The sequence below is a fragment of the Arenimonas sp. genome (assembly GCF_035721105.1).
GTDB lineage: Bacteria > Pseudomonadota > Gammaproteobacteria > Xanthomonadales > Xanthomonadaceae > Arenimonas.
The window spans coordinates 84,460-99,745 of sequence record NZ_DASTNG010000055.1 but is presented as its reverse complement, the minus strand read 5'-3'; the positions used below and the strand labels follow the sequence as shown (position 1 = coordinate 99,745).

The 15,286-nt window shown below is 71.4% G+C and carries 17 protein-coding genes; 9 read left to right on the top strand and 8 right to left on the bottom strand.

Features of this window, described 5'->3' with window-relative positions; all coding sequences use genetic code 11:
- Positions 1-15: 15 nt before the first annotated feature.
- Together VFQ84_RS08690 and VFQ84_RS08685 are read left to right on the top strand one after the other, a co-directional pair.
- Positions 16-1,290 carry a dicarboxylate/amino acid:cation symporter gene (locus VFQ84_RS08690; protein WP_325131233.1) on the top strand — a complete coding sequence of 425 codons (1,275 nt, stop codon included), beginning with the start codon at positions 16-18 and terminating at the stop codon, positions 1,288-1,290.
- Positions 1,290-2,174, top strand: coding sequence for a DMT family transporter (locus tag VFQ84_RS08685; RefSeq protein ID WP_325131232.1), 885 nt, complete (start codon positions 1,290-1,292; stop codon positions 2,172-2,174). Before VFQ84_RS08690 ends, VFQ84_RS08685 begins: the two co-directional genes overlap by 1 nt.
- Here VFQ84_RS08685 and VFQ84_RS08680 read toward each other — a convergent pair.
- Both VFQ84_RS08680 and VFQ84_RS08675 read right to left on the bottom strand, forming a co-directional pair.
- On the bottom strand, positions 2,128-2,520 hold the full coding sequence (locus VFQ84_RS08680) for a hypothetical protein (protein ID WP_325131231.1): 393 nt from the start codon (positions 2,518-2,520) through the stop codon (positions 2,128-2,130). The two genes, VFQ84_RS08685 and VFQ84_RS08680, sit on opposite strands and share 47 nt — an antisense overlap.
- Before the next feature lie 246 nt (positions 2,521-2,766).
- Positions 2,767-4,080 (bottom strand): DEAD/DEAH box helicase, encoded by a 1,314-nt coding sequence (locus VFQ84_RS08675; protein ID WP_325131230.1) that lies wholly within the window; start codon positions 4,078-4,080, stop codon positions 2,767-2,769.
- 364 nt (positions 4,081-4,444) lie between these two features.
- Here VFQ84_RS08675 and VFQ84_RS08670 point away from each other — a divergent pair, with 364 nt between their 5' ends.
- From VFQ84_RS08670 to VFQ84_RS08660, 3 genes are read left to right on the top strand one after another with little or no spacing between them, the layout of a single operon-like run.
- On the top strand, positions 4,445-4,993 hold the full coding sequence (locus tag VFQ84_RS08670) for a YkvA family protein (RefSeq protein WP_325131229.1): 549 nt from the start codon (positions 4,445-4,447) through the stop codon (positions 4,991-4,993).
- Positions 4,990-5,475, top strand: coding sequence for an acyl-CoA thioesterase (locus tag VFQ84_RS08665; protein WP_325131228.1), 486 nt, complete (start codon positions 4,990-4,992; stop codon positions 5,473-5,475). The genes VFQ84_RS08670 and VFQ84_RS08665 overlap by 4 nt, the downstream gene beginning before the upstream one ends.
- Complete coding sequence (locus tag VFQ84_RS08660; protein WP_325131227.1) at positions 5,472-5,849, top strand: YbaN family protein; 378 nt, start codon at positions 5,472-5,474, stop codon at positions 5,847-5,849. Before VFQ84_RS08665 ends, VFQ84_RS08660 begins: the two co-directional genes overlap by 4 nt.
- Positions 5,850-5,858: 9 nt before the next feature.
- On the opposite strand, the gene VFQ84_RS08655 is transcribed toward VFQ84_RS08660, so the two are convergent.
- A complete protein-coding gene (locus VFQ84_RS08655) occupies positions 5,859-6,464 on the bottom strand; it encodes a C40 family peptidase (protein ID WP_414637022.1) in 606 nt (201 codons plus the stop codon).
- 37 nt (positions 6,465-6,501) lie between these two features.
- On the opposite strand from VFQ84_RS08655, the gene VFQ84_RS08650 reads away from it, so the two are divergent.
- From VFQ84_RS08650 to hutG, 4 genes are all read left to right on the top strand, one after another.
- Positions 6,502-6,981 (top strand): peptidylprolyl isomerase, encoded by a 480-nt coding sequence (locus VFQ84_RS08650; protein WP_325131226.1) that lies wholly within the window; start codon positions 6,502-6,504, stop codon positions 6,979-6,981.
- Positions 6,982-7,102: 121 nt separating this feature from the next.
- Positions 7,103-8,350 (top strand): DUF418 domain-containing protein, encoded by a 1,248-nt coding sequence (locus VFQ84_RS08645; RefSeq protein WP_325131225.1) that lies wholly within the window; start codon positions 7,103-7,105, stop codon positions 8,348-8,350.
- Positions 8,351-8,387: 37 nt separating this feature from the next.
- Complete coding sequence (locus VFQ84_RS08640) at positions 8,388-9,656, top strand: NAD(P)/FAD-dependent oxidoreductase (RefSeq protein WP_325131224.1); 1,269 nt, start codon at positions 8,388-8,390, stop codon at positions 9,654-9,656.
- A complete protein-coding gene (gene hutG / locus VFQ84_RS08635) occupies positions 9,653-10,447 on the top strand; it encodes an N-formylglutamate deformylase (RefSeq protein WP_325131223.1) in 795 nt (264 codons plus the stop codon). The genes VFQ84_RS08640 and hutG overlap by 4 nt, the downstream gene beginning before the upstream one ends.
- Before the next feature lie 58 nt (positions 10,448-10,505).
- Here the strand turns inward: hutG and VFQ84_RS08630 are convergent, their stop codons facing one another.
- From VFQ84_RS08630 to VFQ84_RS08610, 5 genes are read right to left on the bottom strand one after another with little or no spacing between them, the layout of a single operon-like run.
- Positions 10,506-11,333, bottom strand: a complete 828-nt coding sequence (locus VFQ84_RS08630; protein ID WP_325131222.1) for a hypothetical protein — start codon at positions 11,331-11,333, stop codon at positions 10,506-10,508.
- Entirely contained in the window at positions 11,330-13,276 is a 1,947-nt protein-coding gene (locus VFQ84_RS08625; RefSeq protein ID WP_325131221.1) for a carboxypeptidase-like regulatory domain-containing protein, read from the bottom strand. Before VFQ84_RS08625 ends, VFQ84_RS08630 begins: the two co-directional genes overlap by 4 nt.
- A 47-nt stretch (positions 13,277-13,323) precedes the next feature.
- A complete protein-coding gene (locus VFQ84_RS08620) occupies positions 13,324-14,118 on the bottom strand; it encodes a hypothetical protein (RefSeq protein ID WP_325131220.1) in 795 nt (264 codons plus the stop codon).
- Positions 14,115-14,582 (bottom strand): hypothetical protein, encoded by a 468-nt coding sequence (locus VFQ84_RS08615; RefSeq protein WP_325131219.1) that lies wholly within the window; start codon positions 14,580-14,582, stop codon positions 14,115-14,117. The genes VFQ84_RS08620 and VFQ84_RS08615 overlap by 4 nt, the downstream gene beginning before the upstream one ends.
- Positions 14,579-15,220, bottom strand: a complete 642-nt coding sequence (locus VFQ84_RS08610) for a hypothetical protein (protein ID WP_325131218.1) — start codon at positions 15,218-15,220, stop codon at positions 14,579-14,581. Before VFQ84_RS08610 ends, VFQ84_RS08615 begins: the two co-directional genes overlap by 4 nt.
- Positions 15,221-15,286 lie beyond the last annotated feature (66 nt).

The following is a 15,286-nucleotide window of genomic DNA, read 5'->3' as shown; positions in this document are numbered from 1 at the left end:
CCCGAGGTCCTCCTGATGTCCCTGGTCTCCCGTTGGTTCCGCATTCCCTTCTGGCAGCGTGTCCTGGCCGGCTTCGTGCTGGGCGCCCTGGCCGGCTGGGCCCTGGGTGGACAGGCCGCGGCCTGGTTCCAGCCGTTGGGCACCCTGTACGTCACCCTGATCAAGATGATCGCCACGCCGCTGGTGTTCTTCGCGGTCATCAACGCCGTGGCCAGCCTGGCCGGGCAGCAGTCGGTGGCGGCCCTGGGCGGGCGCACCTTCGCCTGGTTCGCGGCCACGGCCGCGCTGGCGGTGGGCGTGGCGCTGGCGGTGGGCTGGGTGATGCAGCCGGGCCTGGGCCTGGGCGAGCTGGCGGTGGCGGAGAATTACGTCGAGAAGGTCGTGCCGGGCCCGGTCGCCGTGCTGCTGGACGTGGTGCCGGCCAACCCCTTCGCGGCGCTGGCCGAGGGCAAGATCCTGCAGGTGATCTTCTTCGCCGGCCTGGTCGGGTTCGCGCTGGTGAAGCTGGGCGAGAAGACCGCGAAGCTGCGCGCCCTGGCCGGCGAGGCCAGCGAGGTGATGATCCAGGTGACGCGCTTCGTGCTCGAGGTCACCCCGATCGGCACCTTCGGCCTGATCGCGGCGCTGGTGGGCAGCTACGGCTTCGAGCGGCTGCTGCCGCTGGGCGGTTTCGTGCTGGCGCTCTACCTGGCCTGCGCGCTGCACATCGTCTTCGTTTACGGCGGGCTGCTGCTGGCGCACGGGCTGAACCCGATGCGCTTCCTGCGCGGCGCGCTGCCGGCGATGCAGGTGGCGTTCGTGGCCTCGTCGAGCTTCGCCGCGCTGCCGGCCTCGCTGCGCGCGGCCACGCACGCGCTGGGCGTGAAGCAGGCGTACGCGGCGTTCGCGGTGCCGCTGGGCGCCAGCATCAAGATGGACGGCTGCGGCGCGATCTTCCCGACGCTGACCGCGATGTTCGTGGCGCAGTACTTCGGTATCGAGCTCAGCGCCTCTCAGTACTTCGTGATCCTGCTGGCCTCGGTGCTCGGCAGCTTCGGCACCGCCGGCGTGCCGGGCACGGCGATGGTGATGGCAACCGTGGTGCTCAGCTCGGCCGGCCTGCCGCTCGAGGGCATCGGCTACCTGGTCGCCATCGACCGCGTGCTGGACATGATGCGCACCATGACCAACGTCACCGGCCAGGTGCTGGTGCCGGTGCTGGTGGCCAAGGAAACCGGCCTGCTGGACCAGGCGGTGTATGACCGCGCCACCGGTGAGATCGGGCTGGACGACGCGGAGCCGCGGGCCTGATGACGCCGGCGCGCGCCACCGGGGCCGGGTTCGCGGCGGTGCTGCTGTGGTCGTCGCTGGCGGTGCTGACCGGCGCCACCGGCGCGGTGCCGCCGTTCCAGCTGCTGGCGATGGGCTTCGGCGTGGCCGGGCTGGCGGGCTGTGCGCTGTTGCTGCGGCCGGGCGGCCCGGGGCTGGCGGCGCTGCGGCAGCCGGTGGCGGCGGGGGCGCTGTGCGTGGCGGCACTGTTTGGCTACCACGCGCTGTACTTCATTGCCCTCAAGAACGCGCCGGCGGTCGAGGCGAACCTGATCAACTACCTGTGGCCGCTGCTGATCGTGGTGTTCGCGGCGCTGGTCGGCGGCGCCCGCGTCCGTCCGGCGCAGTGGCTGGGCACGATGCTGGGGCTGGCGGCCGCGGCGCTGCTGGTCACCCGCGGCGGGCGGGTACAGATCGATCCGGTGCACGTGCCCGGCTATGGCGCTGCGCTGGGCGCGGCGCTGGTGTGGTCGCTGTTCTCGGTGCTCAACCGCCGCTTCGACGCGGTGCCCAGCACGGCGATGGCCGGCGCCTGCCTGCTCGTCGCCATGCTGGGCGCGGTGGCCCACCTGGCGCTGGAAACCACGGTGTGGCCGACGCCGGGGCAGGGGCTGCTGATCCTGCTGCTGGGCCTGGGGCCGACCGGCATCGCGTTCTGGCTGTGGGACATCGGCACCAAGCGCGGCGACATCGCGGTGCTCGGCACCCTGTCCTACGCCGCGCCGCTCCTGTCCACCGGCCTGCTGCTCGCCTTCGGCCAGGCCCGGCCGCACTGGACCCAGGCCGTCGCCGTGGCGCTGCTGCTGACCGGCGCCTGGCTCAGCGTGCGAGGCGCCAGCCCAGCAGGGCGAACGGCAGCGGAATGACCAGGCCCGCCGCCACCATCCAGGCGGGATGCGGGATGACCGAGAAGTTCAGGGCCACCAGCGCAAGCATCACCAGTCCCACCACGATCGCGACGCCGCGCTTGTGCCCCACGCTGATGGTGGTGGCGGTGAACGCACCCAGGAACGTGCCGGACGCGTAGGCGACCAGCACTATGCCGAGGGCCATCTTCGGCATCTGCGAAATCAGCGCGATCATCGCCTCGTGGTTCGTGGGATCGATCCCCGGCGGCGGCGGGTACAGCGAATGCCCCAGCCACTGCACCGCCGCGACCATGATGCCCATGACCAGGATCCCCGCCAGCACCGCCAGCACGCTCCGCAACATGTCCGCTCTCCCCGTGGAATGGCCAAAGCTTCTGCCTGCCCCGGCCGGAACACAAGCCTTGGGGGTTCGCCGCAGGTGTTTTTTGGCCACGGATGAACACGGATAAACACGGATAGGGAAAAGCGTTGGAATGGAGTCGCCGAGCTCCAAGCCTAATCGCTTTATCCGTGTTCATCCGTGTTCATCCGTGGCCAAAGAAAAGGCCGCACAAGGCGGCCTTTTCTTTCTTAAGCCAGCGGGCTTGGATCAGCGCGCGGTGCGCGTCTCGTTGCCGCGGCCGCGGGCGCCGTCGCGCGGGCCCTTGGGGCCGGCGTGCGCGTGGCGCTCGCCGTTGTTCACGTGCGGACGGCGGGCGTGGCGCTGCGGGGGGCGCTGGCCACCGGCCGGACGGCCCGACGGAGCGTCGTTGCCCATGCGGATCGGGCGCTGCGGCGAGTAGCCTTCCACTTCCACCATCTCGATGTCGGCCTTGAGCACGCGCTGGATGGCGCGCAGCAGGCCGCCCTCGTCGTGCGAGACCAGCGAGATCGCCTCGCCCGAGGCGCCGGCGCGGCCGGTGCGGCCGATGCGGTGCACGTAGTCTTCCGCGACCATCGGCAGGTCGAAGTTGATGACCATCGGCAGCAGCGGGATGTCGAGGCCGCGGGCGGCGACGTCGGTGGCGACCAGCACGCGGGCCTTGCCGGACTTGAAGTCCTTCAGGGCCTTGAGGCGCTGGGCCTGGCTCTTGTTGCCGTGGATGGCGACCGAGTTGATGCCGGCCTTGTCCAGCTGCTCCGACAGGCGGTTGCAGCCGTGCTTGGTGCGGCCGAACACGAGCACCTGGTCCTGGTAGCGCTTGGACAGGATCTCGAGCAGCAGGTCGCGCTTACGGCTCGCGTCCACCGGATGCACGATGTGGGTGACGTTGGTGGCCACCGCGTTGCGCACCGACACCTGCACTTCCTTCGGGTCGCGCAGGAATTCCATCGCCAGCTTCTTGATCGCGTCCTCGAAGGTCGCGGAGAAGAGCAGGGTCTGGCGACGCGACGGGATCTTGGCCATCACGCGCTTGATCGCGGGCAGGAAGCCCATGTCGAGCATGCGGTCGGCTTCGTCCAGCACCAGGATCTCGACGTGCGAGAGGTCGACGCTGCGGCGCTCGAGATGGTCGAGCAGGCGGCCCGGCGTGGCCACCAGGATGTCGACGCCGCGACGCAGCGCGTCGATCTGCGGCTGCATGCCGGCGCCACCGTAGATGGTGGTGCTGTTCAGGCGCAGGTGCTTGCCGTAGGCGCGCAGGCTGTCGAACACCTGCACGGCCAGCTCGCGGGTCGGGACCAGCACCAGCGCGCGCGGCTTGCGCGGACCGGAGACCGGGCCGGCCTGGGCCAGGCGGTGCAGCAGGGGCAGCGAGAACGCGGCGGTCTTGCCGGTGCCGGTCTGGGCGCCGCCCATCAGGTCGTTGCCGGCCATGACCAGCGGGATCGCTTCGGCCTGGATCGGGGTCGGGTTGGCGTAGCCGAGTTCGGCCAGCGCACGGGTGATCTCGGGCGCAAGCCCAAGGGTTTCAAAAGACATGGTTGTACTCCGTTGCGTAACCCGGAGCGTTCCCTGAAACCGCGCTGCGAGCTGGTGAAGCTGGTTTTACGGCAGGGACCAAGGCGGTCCTGACGGGTTTGCGCAGCGAAAGGCGTGCGGAGTGGGGCCAGACGCAGGGCGAGCAGCGCTCGGGGCCTGGGTGGCGGGCATACCGGGGGAAAACGGTCAGCCGTGCAGCAAACGGGGCGGATGCTACGCGAAAGCGCGGGTTTCGGCCAGCGGGGCTGAACCCTGCGTTCATCCCCCCGCGGCGGGAGGGCCTTCGGGCCCGAAGCCTTTCGCCGGCCAGCATCGGGCCTGGAGGCCCTCCTACAACGGGCCGGCGGTGGCGTAGGATTGCAGCGTGAAGATCACCTTTGAACTCGAACCGAGCGACATCGAACGCTTCCACGAGGCCCTGGAACGGGCCGAGCGGCGGGTCGCCTGCGCCGACGAGTGCGACATCGTCGCGGCGGCCCGGCACGCGCTCGAGACCCTGCCGATCGCCTGCGCGCCGGGCTACATCCGCCGGACCCTTCGGCAGGTCGTCGGCCTGATCGACATGCTCGAGGACGAGGCCTGGTCGCTGCCGCAGGTCGAGCGCGCCGAGCTGCTGCGGCTGCTGGCCTATTTCAGCGACCCGGAGGACATGATCCCGGACGACGTCGCGGTGATCGGGCTGCTCGACGACGCCATCATGCTCGAGCTGCTGCTGGGCCGGATCCGCCACGTGCTCGAGGCCTACGCCGAGTTCTGCCGCCTGCGTGCGGCGCAGCCGGCGGCCGGCGACGCGGGCGGCCGCATCGACCTGGCCCGCGACCTGGCCGGGCACCGCGACCGACTGCATGAGACGATGCGCCAGCGCGCGGTGCGCGACGCCGTCGCCGGCGCCACCTCGGGAGCGACCGCATGAGCGGTGAACAGCGCGAATTGACCTTCCGTTTCCTGGCCGAACCCACCGACGTCAACTACGGTGGCAAGGTCCACGGCGGCGTGGTGATGAAATGGATCGACCAGGTCGGCTACGCCGCCGCGGTGGGCTGGAGCGGCCGCTACAGCGTCACGGTGGCGGTGGGCGGCATCCGCTTCGTCGCGCCGATCCGCACCTCGGACCTGGTGACGGTGACCGCCAAGCTGGTCTACACCGGCACGTCCAGCATGCATTTCGCCGTCGACGTGCGCGCCCGCGACCCGATGCAGGACGGCGGCGAGCGCCTGTGCACCCACTGCGTGATCGTGTTCGTGGCGCTCGATGGCGTGGAAGGCAAACCGTCGACGGTGCCGCCCTGGCGGCCGACCGACCCCGATGACCAGCGCCTGGCCGACTACGCGCTGAAAGTGATGGCGCTGAGCAAGGACATCGAACAGGCCGTGGCGGGCCTGCGCGGCGAATGAGCCTGGGCCATCGCGCCCGGCGCTGGCTGTGGCTGCTGCTGGCCTACCTGGCCCTGGGCTTGGGCATCGTCGGCATCTTCCTGCCGGGCCTGCCGACCACGCCCTTCGTGCTGCTGGCCGCCTACGCCGCCGCGCGCGGCTCCGACCGCCTGCACGCCTGGATGCTGGCGCACCGCCTGTACGGCCCGATGATCCGCGACTGGCAGGCCACCGGTTCGGTCAGCCGCCGCGCCAAGCAGTGGGCCATCGGCAGCATGGCCGTGTGCGCGCTGATCTTTTTCCTTACCGCGCCGAAATGGTGGATGGCCGCCATCGGCACCGGGATCATGGCCATCGTCGCCACCTGGCTTTGGCTGCGCCCCGAACCCCGATGACCCCTTTTTCTAATCCAGGACGCGGCGCGCGCCGTCGTAGTGGCGGCCCCAGTAGGGGCCGTCCAGACGGTCGAGGCGGACGGTGCCGCCGGTGCTGGGGGCGTGCACGAACCGGCCTTCGCCGACGTAGATCCCGACGTGGAACGTGGGTTTGCCGAACAGCACCAGGTCGCCCGGCGCCAGCCGGTCGCGCGGTGGCTTGTCGGCCCGGACCTCGGCGATCTCGCGGGTGGTGCGCGGCAGCGACAGCTGGGCGGCATCGCGGAAGACGAAGCCCACCAGGCCGCTGCAGTCGAAGCCGCCGGCCGGCGTGTTGCCGCCCCAGCGGTAGGGCGTGCCGACCAGGCCCAGGGCGCGCATCAGGACGTTGTTGGCGCGCAGCGGGTCGGCCGGGGCCACGTCGACCACGCGCAGTGACGGCGGGGCGGGGCGGGCCGCGGCGGATTCACGCCGGGGCGCGGAAGAGCAGGCCGCCAGTGCCAGCAGCACCAGCGCGGTCGCCGCCAGGCGCAGCGGTTGGCGCCAGGGACCGACCGGTCGCGCCCGGGGAACTGGCGCCGGGCAGGGGTGGCCGGGATAATGCGCGCTCGCTGTCACGGGCCGAGTGTGCCCCATCCCGCCGGTCGCGTCACCGGCCCAACCCGGAATCATCATGAAGATCGAGAAGAACCGCGTCGTCCGTTTCCACTACACCGTGTCCGAAGTCGGCCAGCCGCCGGCCGAGACGTCCAAGGATCGCGAGCCGCTGGCCGTGCTGATCGGCACCGGCAGCATCATCCCGGGCCTCGAGGCCGCGATGATGGACCACGTCGCCGGCGACACGTTCGAGACCACCGTCACCCCGGACCAGGCCTACGGCGATCGCCGCGAGGGCTTCGTGCAGCGCGTGCCCAAGAAGCACTTCCGCGAAACCCGCCTGCAGCCGGGCCAGCAGGTCCTGCTGGGCACCAATTCCGGCCCGCGCGCCGTCACCGTGGTCAAGGTCGGCGCCACCGTGGTCGACGTCGACCTCAACCACCCGATGGCCGGCAAGACCCTGGTCTTCCAGGTCGAGATCGTGGACGTGCGCGAGGCCCAGCAGGTCGAGATCGACCACGGCCACGTGCACGGCGACGGCGGCGTGCAGCACTGACGCCCGCGCCATCGGTGCACACGGGGGCCCGCTTCGGCGGGCCCTCGTCGTTTCCGGCGGCTTGCGGTCGGCGCGGGCGGGCCGGATGATCGCGGCTTCCCCCCAGGACGGAGTGCCGCCCATGTCCACGCCGGCCCCCTTGGCGCCCGTCGCCCCGCACGAACGCATCGAGGCCATGGACGTGCTGCGCGGCTTCGCGCTGCTGGGAATCCTGCTGATGAACATCGAGGGCATGGTCGGCCCGCTGCTGGGCGCGATGACCGGCATCGACCCGGCGCTGTCCGGCGCGGACCGCTGGGCCGACGCGCTGGTCTACGTGTTCGTGCAGGGCAAGTTCTACCCGCTGTTCTCGCTGCTGTTCGGCATGGGGTTCGCGGTGATGATGCAGCGGGCCGAAGCCGCCGGCCGCCCCTTCCTCGGCATCTACCTGCGGCGCATCCTCGCGCTGCTGGCGATCGGCCTGGCGCACGCGCTGCTGGTCTGGAGCGGCGACGTGCTGGTGTCCTACGCGCTGTTGGCGTTCCCGCTGATGCTCCTGTTCCGGCGCACGCCGGTCGACCGACTGCCGGCGTGGGGCATTGCCTTCATCCTGGCCCCGTCGCTGTTCTTCCTGCTGATGGGCGGGATGGTGTCGCTGGCGATGATGTCGCCCGGCGGCAGCGCCGAAATGGAAAAGGCCATGGCCGCGCAGGGCGCCGAGATGGCGGCCGTGCTCGAGGCGCAGCGCCAGGCCTTCGGCGCGGGCACCTGGGCCGAGGGCGTGGCCCAGCGCGGCGAGGACCTGGTGCACATGCTGGGGTACCTGGCGTTCTTCGGCTGGCAGATCCTGGGCCTGTTCCTGCTGGGCGCCTGGTTCGTGCGCAGCGGGGCGATGGCGCGGCCCGGCGAGTTCCCGATCCTGTATGCGCAGCTGCGCAAGGTCGGCTGGCCGGTCGGGCTGGCGATGGTGCTGGTGTCGTGCCTGATCGCGCCGAGCACCGACTTCAGCCGCTCGGACCTGCCGGCGACCGCGGCGATGGGGCTGTTCAACGTGGGCGGCACGCTGATGGCGCTGGGTTACCTGGCCTTGATCCAGCGCGGGCTGCAGTCGGCGGCCGCGGCCTCGCGCCTGCGCTGGCTGGCCCCGGCCGGCCGCATGGCGCTGACCAATTACCTGCTGCAGTCGTTGGTCTGCACCTGGATCTTCTCGGGCTGGGGACTGGGCTTCGCCGGGCAGCTGCCGCGGGCCTGGCAGCTGCCCTTCGTGCTGGTCTTCTTCCTGCTGCAGGTGCTGCTGAGCCAGGCCTGGCTGGCGCGGTTCCGGATCGGGCCGATGGAGTGGCTGTGGCGGTCCGCCACCTACCTTCGGTGGCCGCCGCTGCGGCGCTGACCCCGGCGCGGGGCGGCGGGCCGGCTAGAATACGGCCATGAACGAGAGCGGCGATGCGGATGTCCTGATCCTGGGCGGTGGCGTGATCGGCCTCGCCTGCGCGCACTACCTGCTGGCCGAGGGCCGGTCGGTGCGCATCCTCGAACAGGGGCGGGTGGGCGGCGCGGCGTCCTGGGGCAACTGCGGCACGCTCACGCCCAGCCACGCGCCGCCGCTGGCGGCGCCGGGCATGGTGGGGCAGGCGCTGCGCTGGATGCTCAGTCCGTCGGCGCCGCTTTACATCAAGCCGCGCTGGGACCCGGCGCTGATGCGCTGGCTGATGCGCGTCGCCGGCCGCTGCAACCCGGCCGACTGGCGCCAGGGGGGGCTGGCCAAGGGGGCGCTGCTCAATCTGTCCCGCGCGCTGACCGAGGACCTGGTCTATGGCCAGGGCCTGGACTGTGGCTTCGAGGCCAGCGGCTTCCACTACGTATTCCGCGGCCAGCGCGCGCTGGAGAAACAGCAGCGCGACCTGCCCCTGCTGGCCGAGCTGGGCATCCGTGCGCAGGTGCTCGACGGCGCGGCGCTGGCGGCCGACGAACCGGCGCTGCGTCCGGGCCTGGCCGGCGCCATCCATTTCCCCGGTGACGCCCAGCTGCGTCCGGACCGTTACACCGCCGAACTGGCGCGCATCGTCCGCGAGGCCGGCGGCGTGATCGAGGAGGGCGTGCTGGTGGGCGGCCTGGAGCGCGGCCGCAACGGCATCGATGCGGTCCAGACCAGCGAAGGCCGCCGCAGCGGCGGCAAGGTGCTGCTGGCGATGGGCGCCTGGTCGCCGCGCTTTGGCCAGATGCTGGGGCTCGATATCCCGGTGCAGCCCGGCAAGGGCTATTCGATCACCTACGATCGCCCCGCGGTGGTGCCGCGGCGGCCGCTGGTGCTCAAGGAGCGCAGCGTCTGCGTCACGGCCTGGGACGACGGGTTCCGGCTGGGCAGCACGATGGAGTTCAGCGGCTACGACGACCGGCTCAACGCCACCCGCCTGGCCGCGCTCGAGCGCGGGGCGGCGCAGTACCTGGCGTCGCCGCCGGGCGGCGAGAAGCGCGAGACCTGGTGCGGCTGGCGGCCGATGAGCGTCGACGATCTGCCGCTGCTGGGCCGTTCGCCCAAGCACAGCAACCTGTGGCTGGCCACGGGCCACGGCATGATGGGCGTGGGCATGGCGGCCGGCACCGGGCGGCTGATGGCGGACCTGATGGTGGGCCGGGCGCCGCAGATCGACCCTGCGCCCTACGCGCCGGCGCGGTTCCAGGGGCGCGGCGCGTGACCGTCTTCGACCTGCATCGCGGCGACGTGCCGCTGCTGGTGAGCCTGCCGCACGACGGCACCGCGCTGCCCGACGGCCTCGCCGCCCGGATGACCCCGGCCGCGCGCGCCGTGCCCGACACCGACTGGTTCGTCAGCCGGCTGTACGCGTTCGCGCGGGCGCTGGGCGCCTCGGTGCTGGTCCCGCGTTTCTCGCGCTACGTCGTCGACCTCAACCGCCCGCCCGACGATGTGTCGCTCTACCCGGGGCAGAACACCACCGGCTTGTGCCCGGCCGTTCGCTTCGACGGCGAACCGGTGTACCTGCCGGGGCAGGCGCCGTCGCCCGACGAGGTGCGGGCACGCGTCGATACCTACTGGCGGCCCTACCATGCCGCCTTGGCCGAAGAGCTGGCGCGCCTGCGCGCGCGCCACGGCGGCGTGCTGCTGTGGGAAGGCCATTCGATCCGCGGCACCGTGCCCTTCCTGTTCGAAGGCCGGCTGCCGGACCTCAACCTGGGCACCGCGGCCGGCGCCAGCTGCTCGCCGGCCCGGCAGGCGCGGCTCGAGGCGGTGCTGGCGGCGCAGCAGGACTATCGCTGGGTGGTGAACGGCCGCTTCAAGGGCGGCTACATCACCCGCCACTACGGCCAGCCGTCGCAGGGCGTCGATGCCGTGCAGCTGGAGCTGGCGCAGTCGACCTACATGGACGAAGACGCGGTGCGCTACGACGAGGCCCGCGCGGCGAAACTGCAGGTCCTGCTGGACGCGCTGCTGCGCGCCGGCCTCGATGCGGCGCCGGCCCGCGGCTAGCGCGTCGCAAGCCTCGACACACCGACGGACGCAGGCCGGGCCCGCGCTGGCGCCCGGATCAGGGCGCCGCGACCCGCGGCGGCGAGCGGCGTGCGCCGGCCGGGCGGTTGCGGGGGTCGAAGAAGCACAGCGCCTGCCGCGGCTTCACCTGGTCAGGCAGGTCGCAGCCGGCCAGGCGGGCCGTGCGGCCGTCGAGGCCCTGCAGGCCGATGGTGGCCTGTGCCCCGCGGCTGTCGTCGATCGACGCGTATTGCAGCGCGATCGCGTGGCTGTCGTGGTAGAGCACCGCCTGCGCGCGCAGCGGCTGGGTGCTGCGCAGCGCGGTGGCGCGCTCGAAGCGGTTCCATTCCACCACCGTGCAGGGCTCGGCGTCGCCGCTGGCGCTGGCGCGCGGGCAGGCGGGGAAGTACGCCTGGCGGATGGTGCCGCCGGGCTGGGCGCGCAGGTCGTCGTGGTAGACGTAGACGCGGTCCTGCACGGCGGCGCCGTTGTCGGCGCGCGCGGGCAGGCGGCAGTCGTTGCTGAAGTCGGCGCCATCGTCCTCGGCCAGCGAGCCGGCGGCCGCGAGGTAGCCATTGGAAGACACCACCAGGGCGTCGTTGGACAGCTGGTAGAACTCGAACGGCCGGGCCAGGGGCAGCACCGCGGCCAGGTCATCGCTGGCCGCGGCCGGGTGCCCCGGCTGCAGCGCCAGCACCTCGGCGTCCTCGCCCAGGTCGACGTAGTCGTAAGGGCAGGTCGGCCCCAGTTCGCTGTCGACCAGGGCATAGCCATACAGGTCGGCGCCGCCACTGGCGCGCTCGCGCGCCTGCAGGCCCACGGCGATGGCCGCGGCCAGCGCCAGGCCGACCAGCTTGAGCAGCAGCGAGGCCTTGTCCTGGTTCATCGCTGGCGCCTCGCGCCGATGTCGACGCGCTGCTGGTCGCGTACGTTCACCTCGACCGCACGACGGTCGAGCTCGTCGTCCACGAACCAGGGCAAGGGGAGGTTGTCCGGTACCGCCGTCACCACATGGGCACCGACGGCGACGCGCGGGAACGTGAACTCGCCGTTGCTGTCGGTGCGTACGGCGTAGAGGCCGTCGAGCAGCACGGTGACGTTGGCGGCCGGCTGCTCGGAGGCGGCGCGCTGGCCGTCGCCGTTGTCGTCGAGGAATACGCTGCCGGTGATGCTGCCAACCGCGCTGCCGGGTGGACCGCCCAAGACCCCCGAGGCGGTGCCGGCGCGGCTCTGGTAGCGCAGGCTCAGGAACAGCGAGCGGTCACGCGGGATGTCGATGAAGGTGTCCGGCGCCAGCGGGTCGAGGATGAAGGGCGATCGGCGTGCGCCGCGGTTCTCGTAGATGCTGCCGACCAGGGACCACTGGCGGGCGAAACGCCAGGCCAGATTGAGGTTGACGTCGGTGCCGCGGAATGCGCTGGGCCCGGTGCCGCGGCCATAGCGCGCACTGCCGTCCAGGCTCAGGCGCTGCGTGAGCTCCAGGCCGCCGTTGAGCGATACCGACGTGGTCCGGGTGGGGTCCTCGCCCGCGTAGGACAGCGAGCCGTGGTTGAGTGAAACAGAAAGCCGCTTTCCGGGCTTGAACGGCAGCGTGTGGTCGAGCTTGAGTTCCCAGCTGTCGCCGCCGGTGGGGCCGTTGTCGACGAAATCCCACTGGATGCGGGACTGGCCCCAACGGTTCACCTGGTCGACGAAGAGCTGGGTGCTGTAGGCCGTGCCCGCCTTGGCGTCGCGAACGTTCAGGCCGCCGCCGTAGCCCAGGCGCGCGCTCGCCTGGTAGCGGCCGTAGAAGTTGCCATACAGCCCTTCGAAACTGCTGCCGGACACGGATCGGATGTGGTCGATGCCGGCATTCCAGTTCCAGCGGGCGTAGGAATAGTTGAGCCGGTAGTAGGCGCCCTCGGCATCGTTGGCGATCGGCAGCGCGCCCCAGGCCAGCTCGGGCTCGAGTCGGAACAGGCCGTAGCGATGCTGGTAGCGGCCCCGGTCGGCGCGGCCGTCGAGCCAGGCGCCGAACGCATTGTCGGAATCGCCGCCGCTGGACTGCAGGTTCAGCGTCAGCGACTGGGTCGCGCTGCGCCAGCCATTGGACACCAGCAGCGCCCGGGTGCGGTTGTCCTCCACCAGCACACCGCCATCGCCCGCCGGGACCAGGCGGCCGTCGGTGGCCAGTGCGGTCGCGGCGCCGATCCAGCCAGGCGCCCATTGCCACTGGGCGCCCAGGCTGGCGACGTCGCCGTCGGAGCGTTCGAAGCCCACCACGCGGGCGCCGTCGAACACGCCGCCCCGGCCGTAGGAGCCCATCAGCTGCAGGCCGCGGCCGGCTTGCTGCCAATCCGTGGCGACGCCGGCGAACGGCACGCTGGGCAACAGGAAGCGGTATTGGTCCCGGCTGAGCGCGGGCAGTGCGGTGTTGAGCACGCCGACGCCGTTGTCGCCGCGCCAGCCGCCATCCATGAACAGTCCGCGCTGCCAGAGGGTCGCGGTGCCGCCCCAATTCGCGCCGTCGTCGCTGCCGTTGATGTCGCGGCGCTGGTTGGCGCGGAGCAGGGTCGCGTCCAGCGAGAAGCTGCCGTGGTCGAGTGTCTCCCAAAACCCGCCAACGGTCAGGCCAAGCTCGTTGAAGGTCTGGGTGCCGCGCTCGGTGCGACTGGCGAGCAACTGCAGGTCCAGTGAGCGGGGCAGGCCGTTCGCGTCGAAGGTCTCGCCCTCGTCCTCGGGCAGCGGGGCGAGCTGGTCGGAGGGGATGATGCGGTCCTGGTAGGCCGGCGCGGCGTCCTCGGACGCATCCTGCGGGGTCGCCCATGCCGCCGGTCCGGCAAGTGCCATCGAAACGCCGATGGCCAGTGCCAGCGGCGTCGTGGGAAGCGGGCGCCTCACGGCTTGGCCACGTCCGTGTCGATGTCCAGCCGCAGCGGCGGCGACTCCAGGCGGCCCTTCAGGCGAAGCGGGAAGCTGAGGACGGGAGCGGGATCGTCGGCCGACTCGGCGACCGGCAGCAGCGCGATGTCGCGGGTGACGCCCGGCAGGATCGGATCGGCCGACGGCAGCAGGGTGATGCGGCGGCCGTCCGCGCCAATGGCGTCGAGGAAGCCGGACAGGCGGGCGTGCGCATTCCCCGTGTTGCGGATACGGACGATCGGCAGGTCGCGGCCTTCCACCGGCTGCACCAGGGTGTCGACCAGGGTCAGCACCGGCGCACCGTCGCCAATCGTGAGGTAGACGATGATGGCGATGCGGCCGTTGACCTGCATGGAGCCGTCGGGCTTGATCTCGGGCTCGCCCTCGATCACCAGCGCGAACCTGCACTGGCCGTCCGGCGCATCGGCGGGCACCGAGACCTCGAAACGGAAGCGGCGGCGCGCATTGGGCGCGACCTGCAGGGTCGCCGCCTCGATCGCCACCCAGGGGCGGCAGCTGCCGGGGGCCAGCGCATCGGAGAACACGGCCGAGCCGTCGGGCGCCAGCGTCCAATCGGCGGTCTTGAGCCGGAAGCGGCCCTCGGCAGGGCTGCTGTTGGTGACCTCGATGACGTTGCGGTGCACGGTTCCCGGCTTGGCCGATTCCTCGAAGCGCGGCGGCGAGACCTGCACGGCGAAGCCCTGCGCCGCCACCGGCAGCGCACCGGCGAGGGCCAGCAGGGCAATCGCGGCGCAGGCGAGACGTTTCATTGCGGCGACTCCAGTTCTATCTCGAAGGTGAACTCAAGGCGGGCGTGGTCGGGCAGTCGATCGCCGTCCGCCTGCAGTGTGACGTGCAGGGTGTCCTCCAGCATCGGGGTCATGATCGGCCCCGAGTACACCAGGGTGCGTTCGCCATCCCGAAGCTGGCCGGGCTGCAGTACCCCGCGGCTGGTCCACTGCGCGCGCACCGGTGCCTGCACCTGCGGCGCCAGCTTCTTGTAGATGCGGCCGCTGCGGCCCAGCCAGGGCGACACGTCCAGCCGCACGACCACCGTCATCCGGCCGCTCATGGTGGAAGCCACGCCAGGCCGCGGCACCGGGTCGTCCCAGCGCATGCGAACGTTGCCATCCAGCACCTGGCTGGCGGAATCGTCCACCGGATAGGCCTGGGCAGCCACCGTGGCGGGCAGGCAGGCCAGGAGGAGGATGGCGATGACGAGGGTCCGGATCACGGCGCGGTCAAGGTGTAAGTGACGGTATTGGTGTAGCTGCCGGCGGCCACGACCTGGTCGTTGCCGTAGAAGAACGTGAGGCAGCTCTCGTTCCACTGGTTGCGGCCGAAGGTGGCGACCGTCTGGCCGCTGGTGGTGAAAGAACCGCTGGCGAAGGGCTGGAAGGTGCCGTCGCCGTTACCGCTGCTGACCCAACGGATCTGGGTCATGGGAATGGTGTCGCCGCCCGGGGTGGTCAGGTTGGGCGAGTAGTTGGCAGTGACGGTGGCGGTGTTGTTGCCGCCGCCGCCGGTCGGCCGCCTGAAGAAGGCGCCGATGTAGATCTGGCCGGGATTGCAGAACAGGAAATTGTCGAGGTGGCTGACGAGGTCGCCGTTGCCGGTCATCTGCAGGTCGGTGCCATTGCCGATCTGGCCGACCGGCACGTTCACCACGACGTTCTGGACGCCGGTGAAGTTGATCGGGCGTGCGCCCTGGTTGTAGCTGAAGCCGTCGAAATTCATCGCGCCGGTGCCAACGCGCAGGTAGAGCGCGCGCGAATCGGCGGTGATGTTGGCCTGGTAGGCCGCCGCGCCCTGGCATGCCAGCAGGGCGGCAAGCAGGAGCAGGCCTCCCGCGGACTTGCTGGTACGGTTCATGGATTCACTCCGGGGGGGAGGAAAGGGGCGGCGCGCTGCCGCCCCTCGTTTCAGCCCAACGTCGCG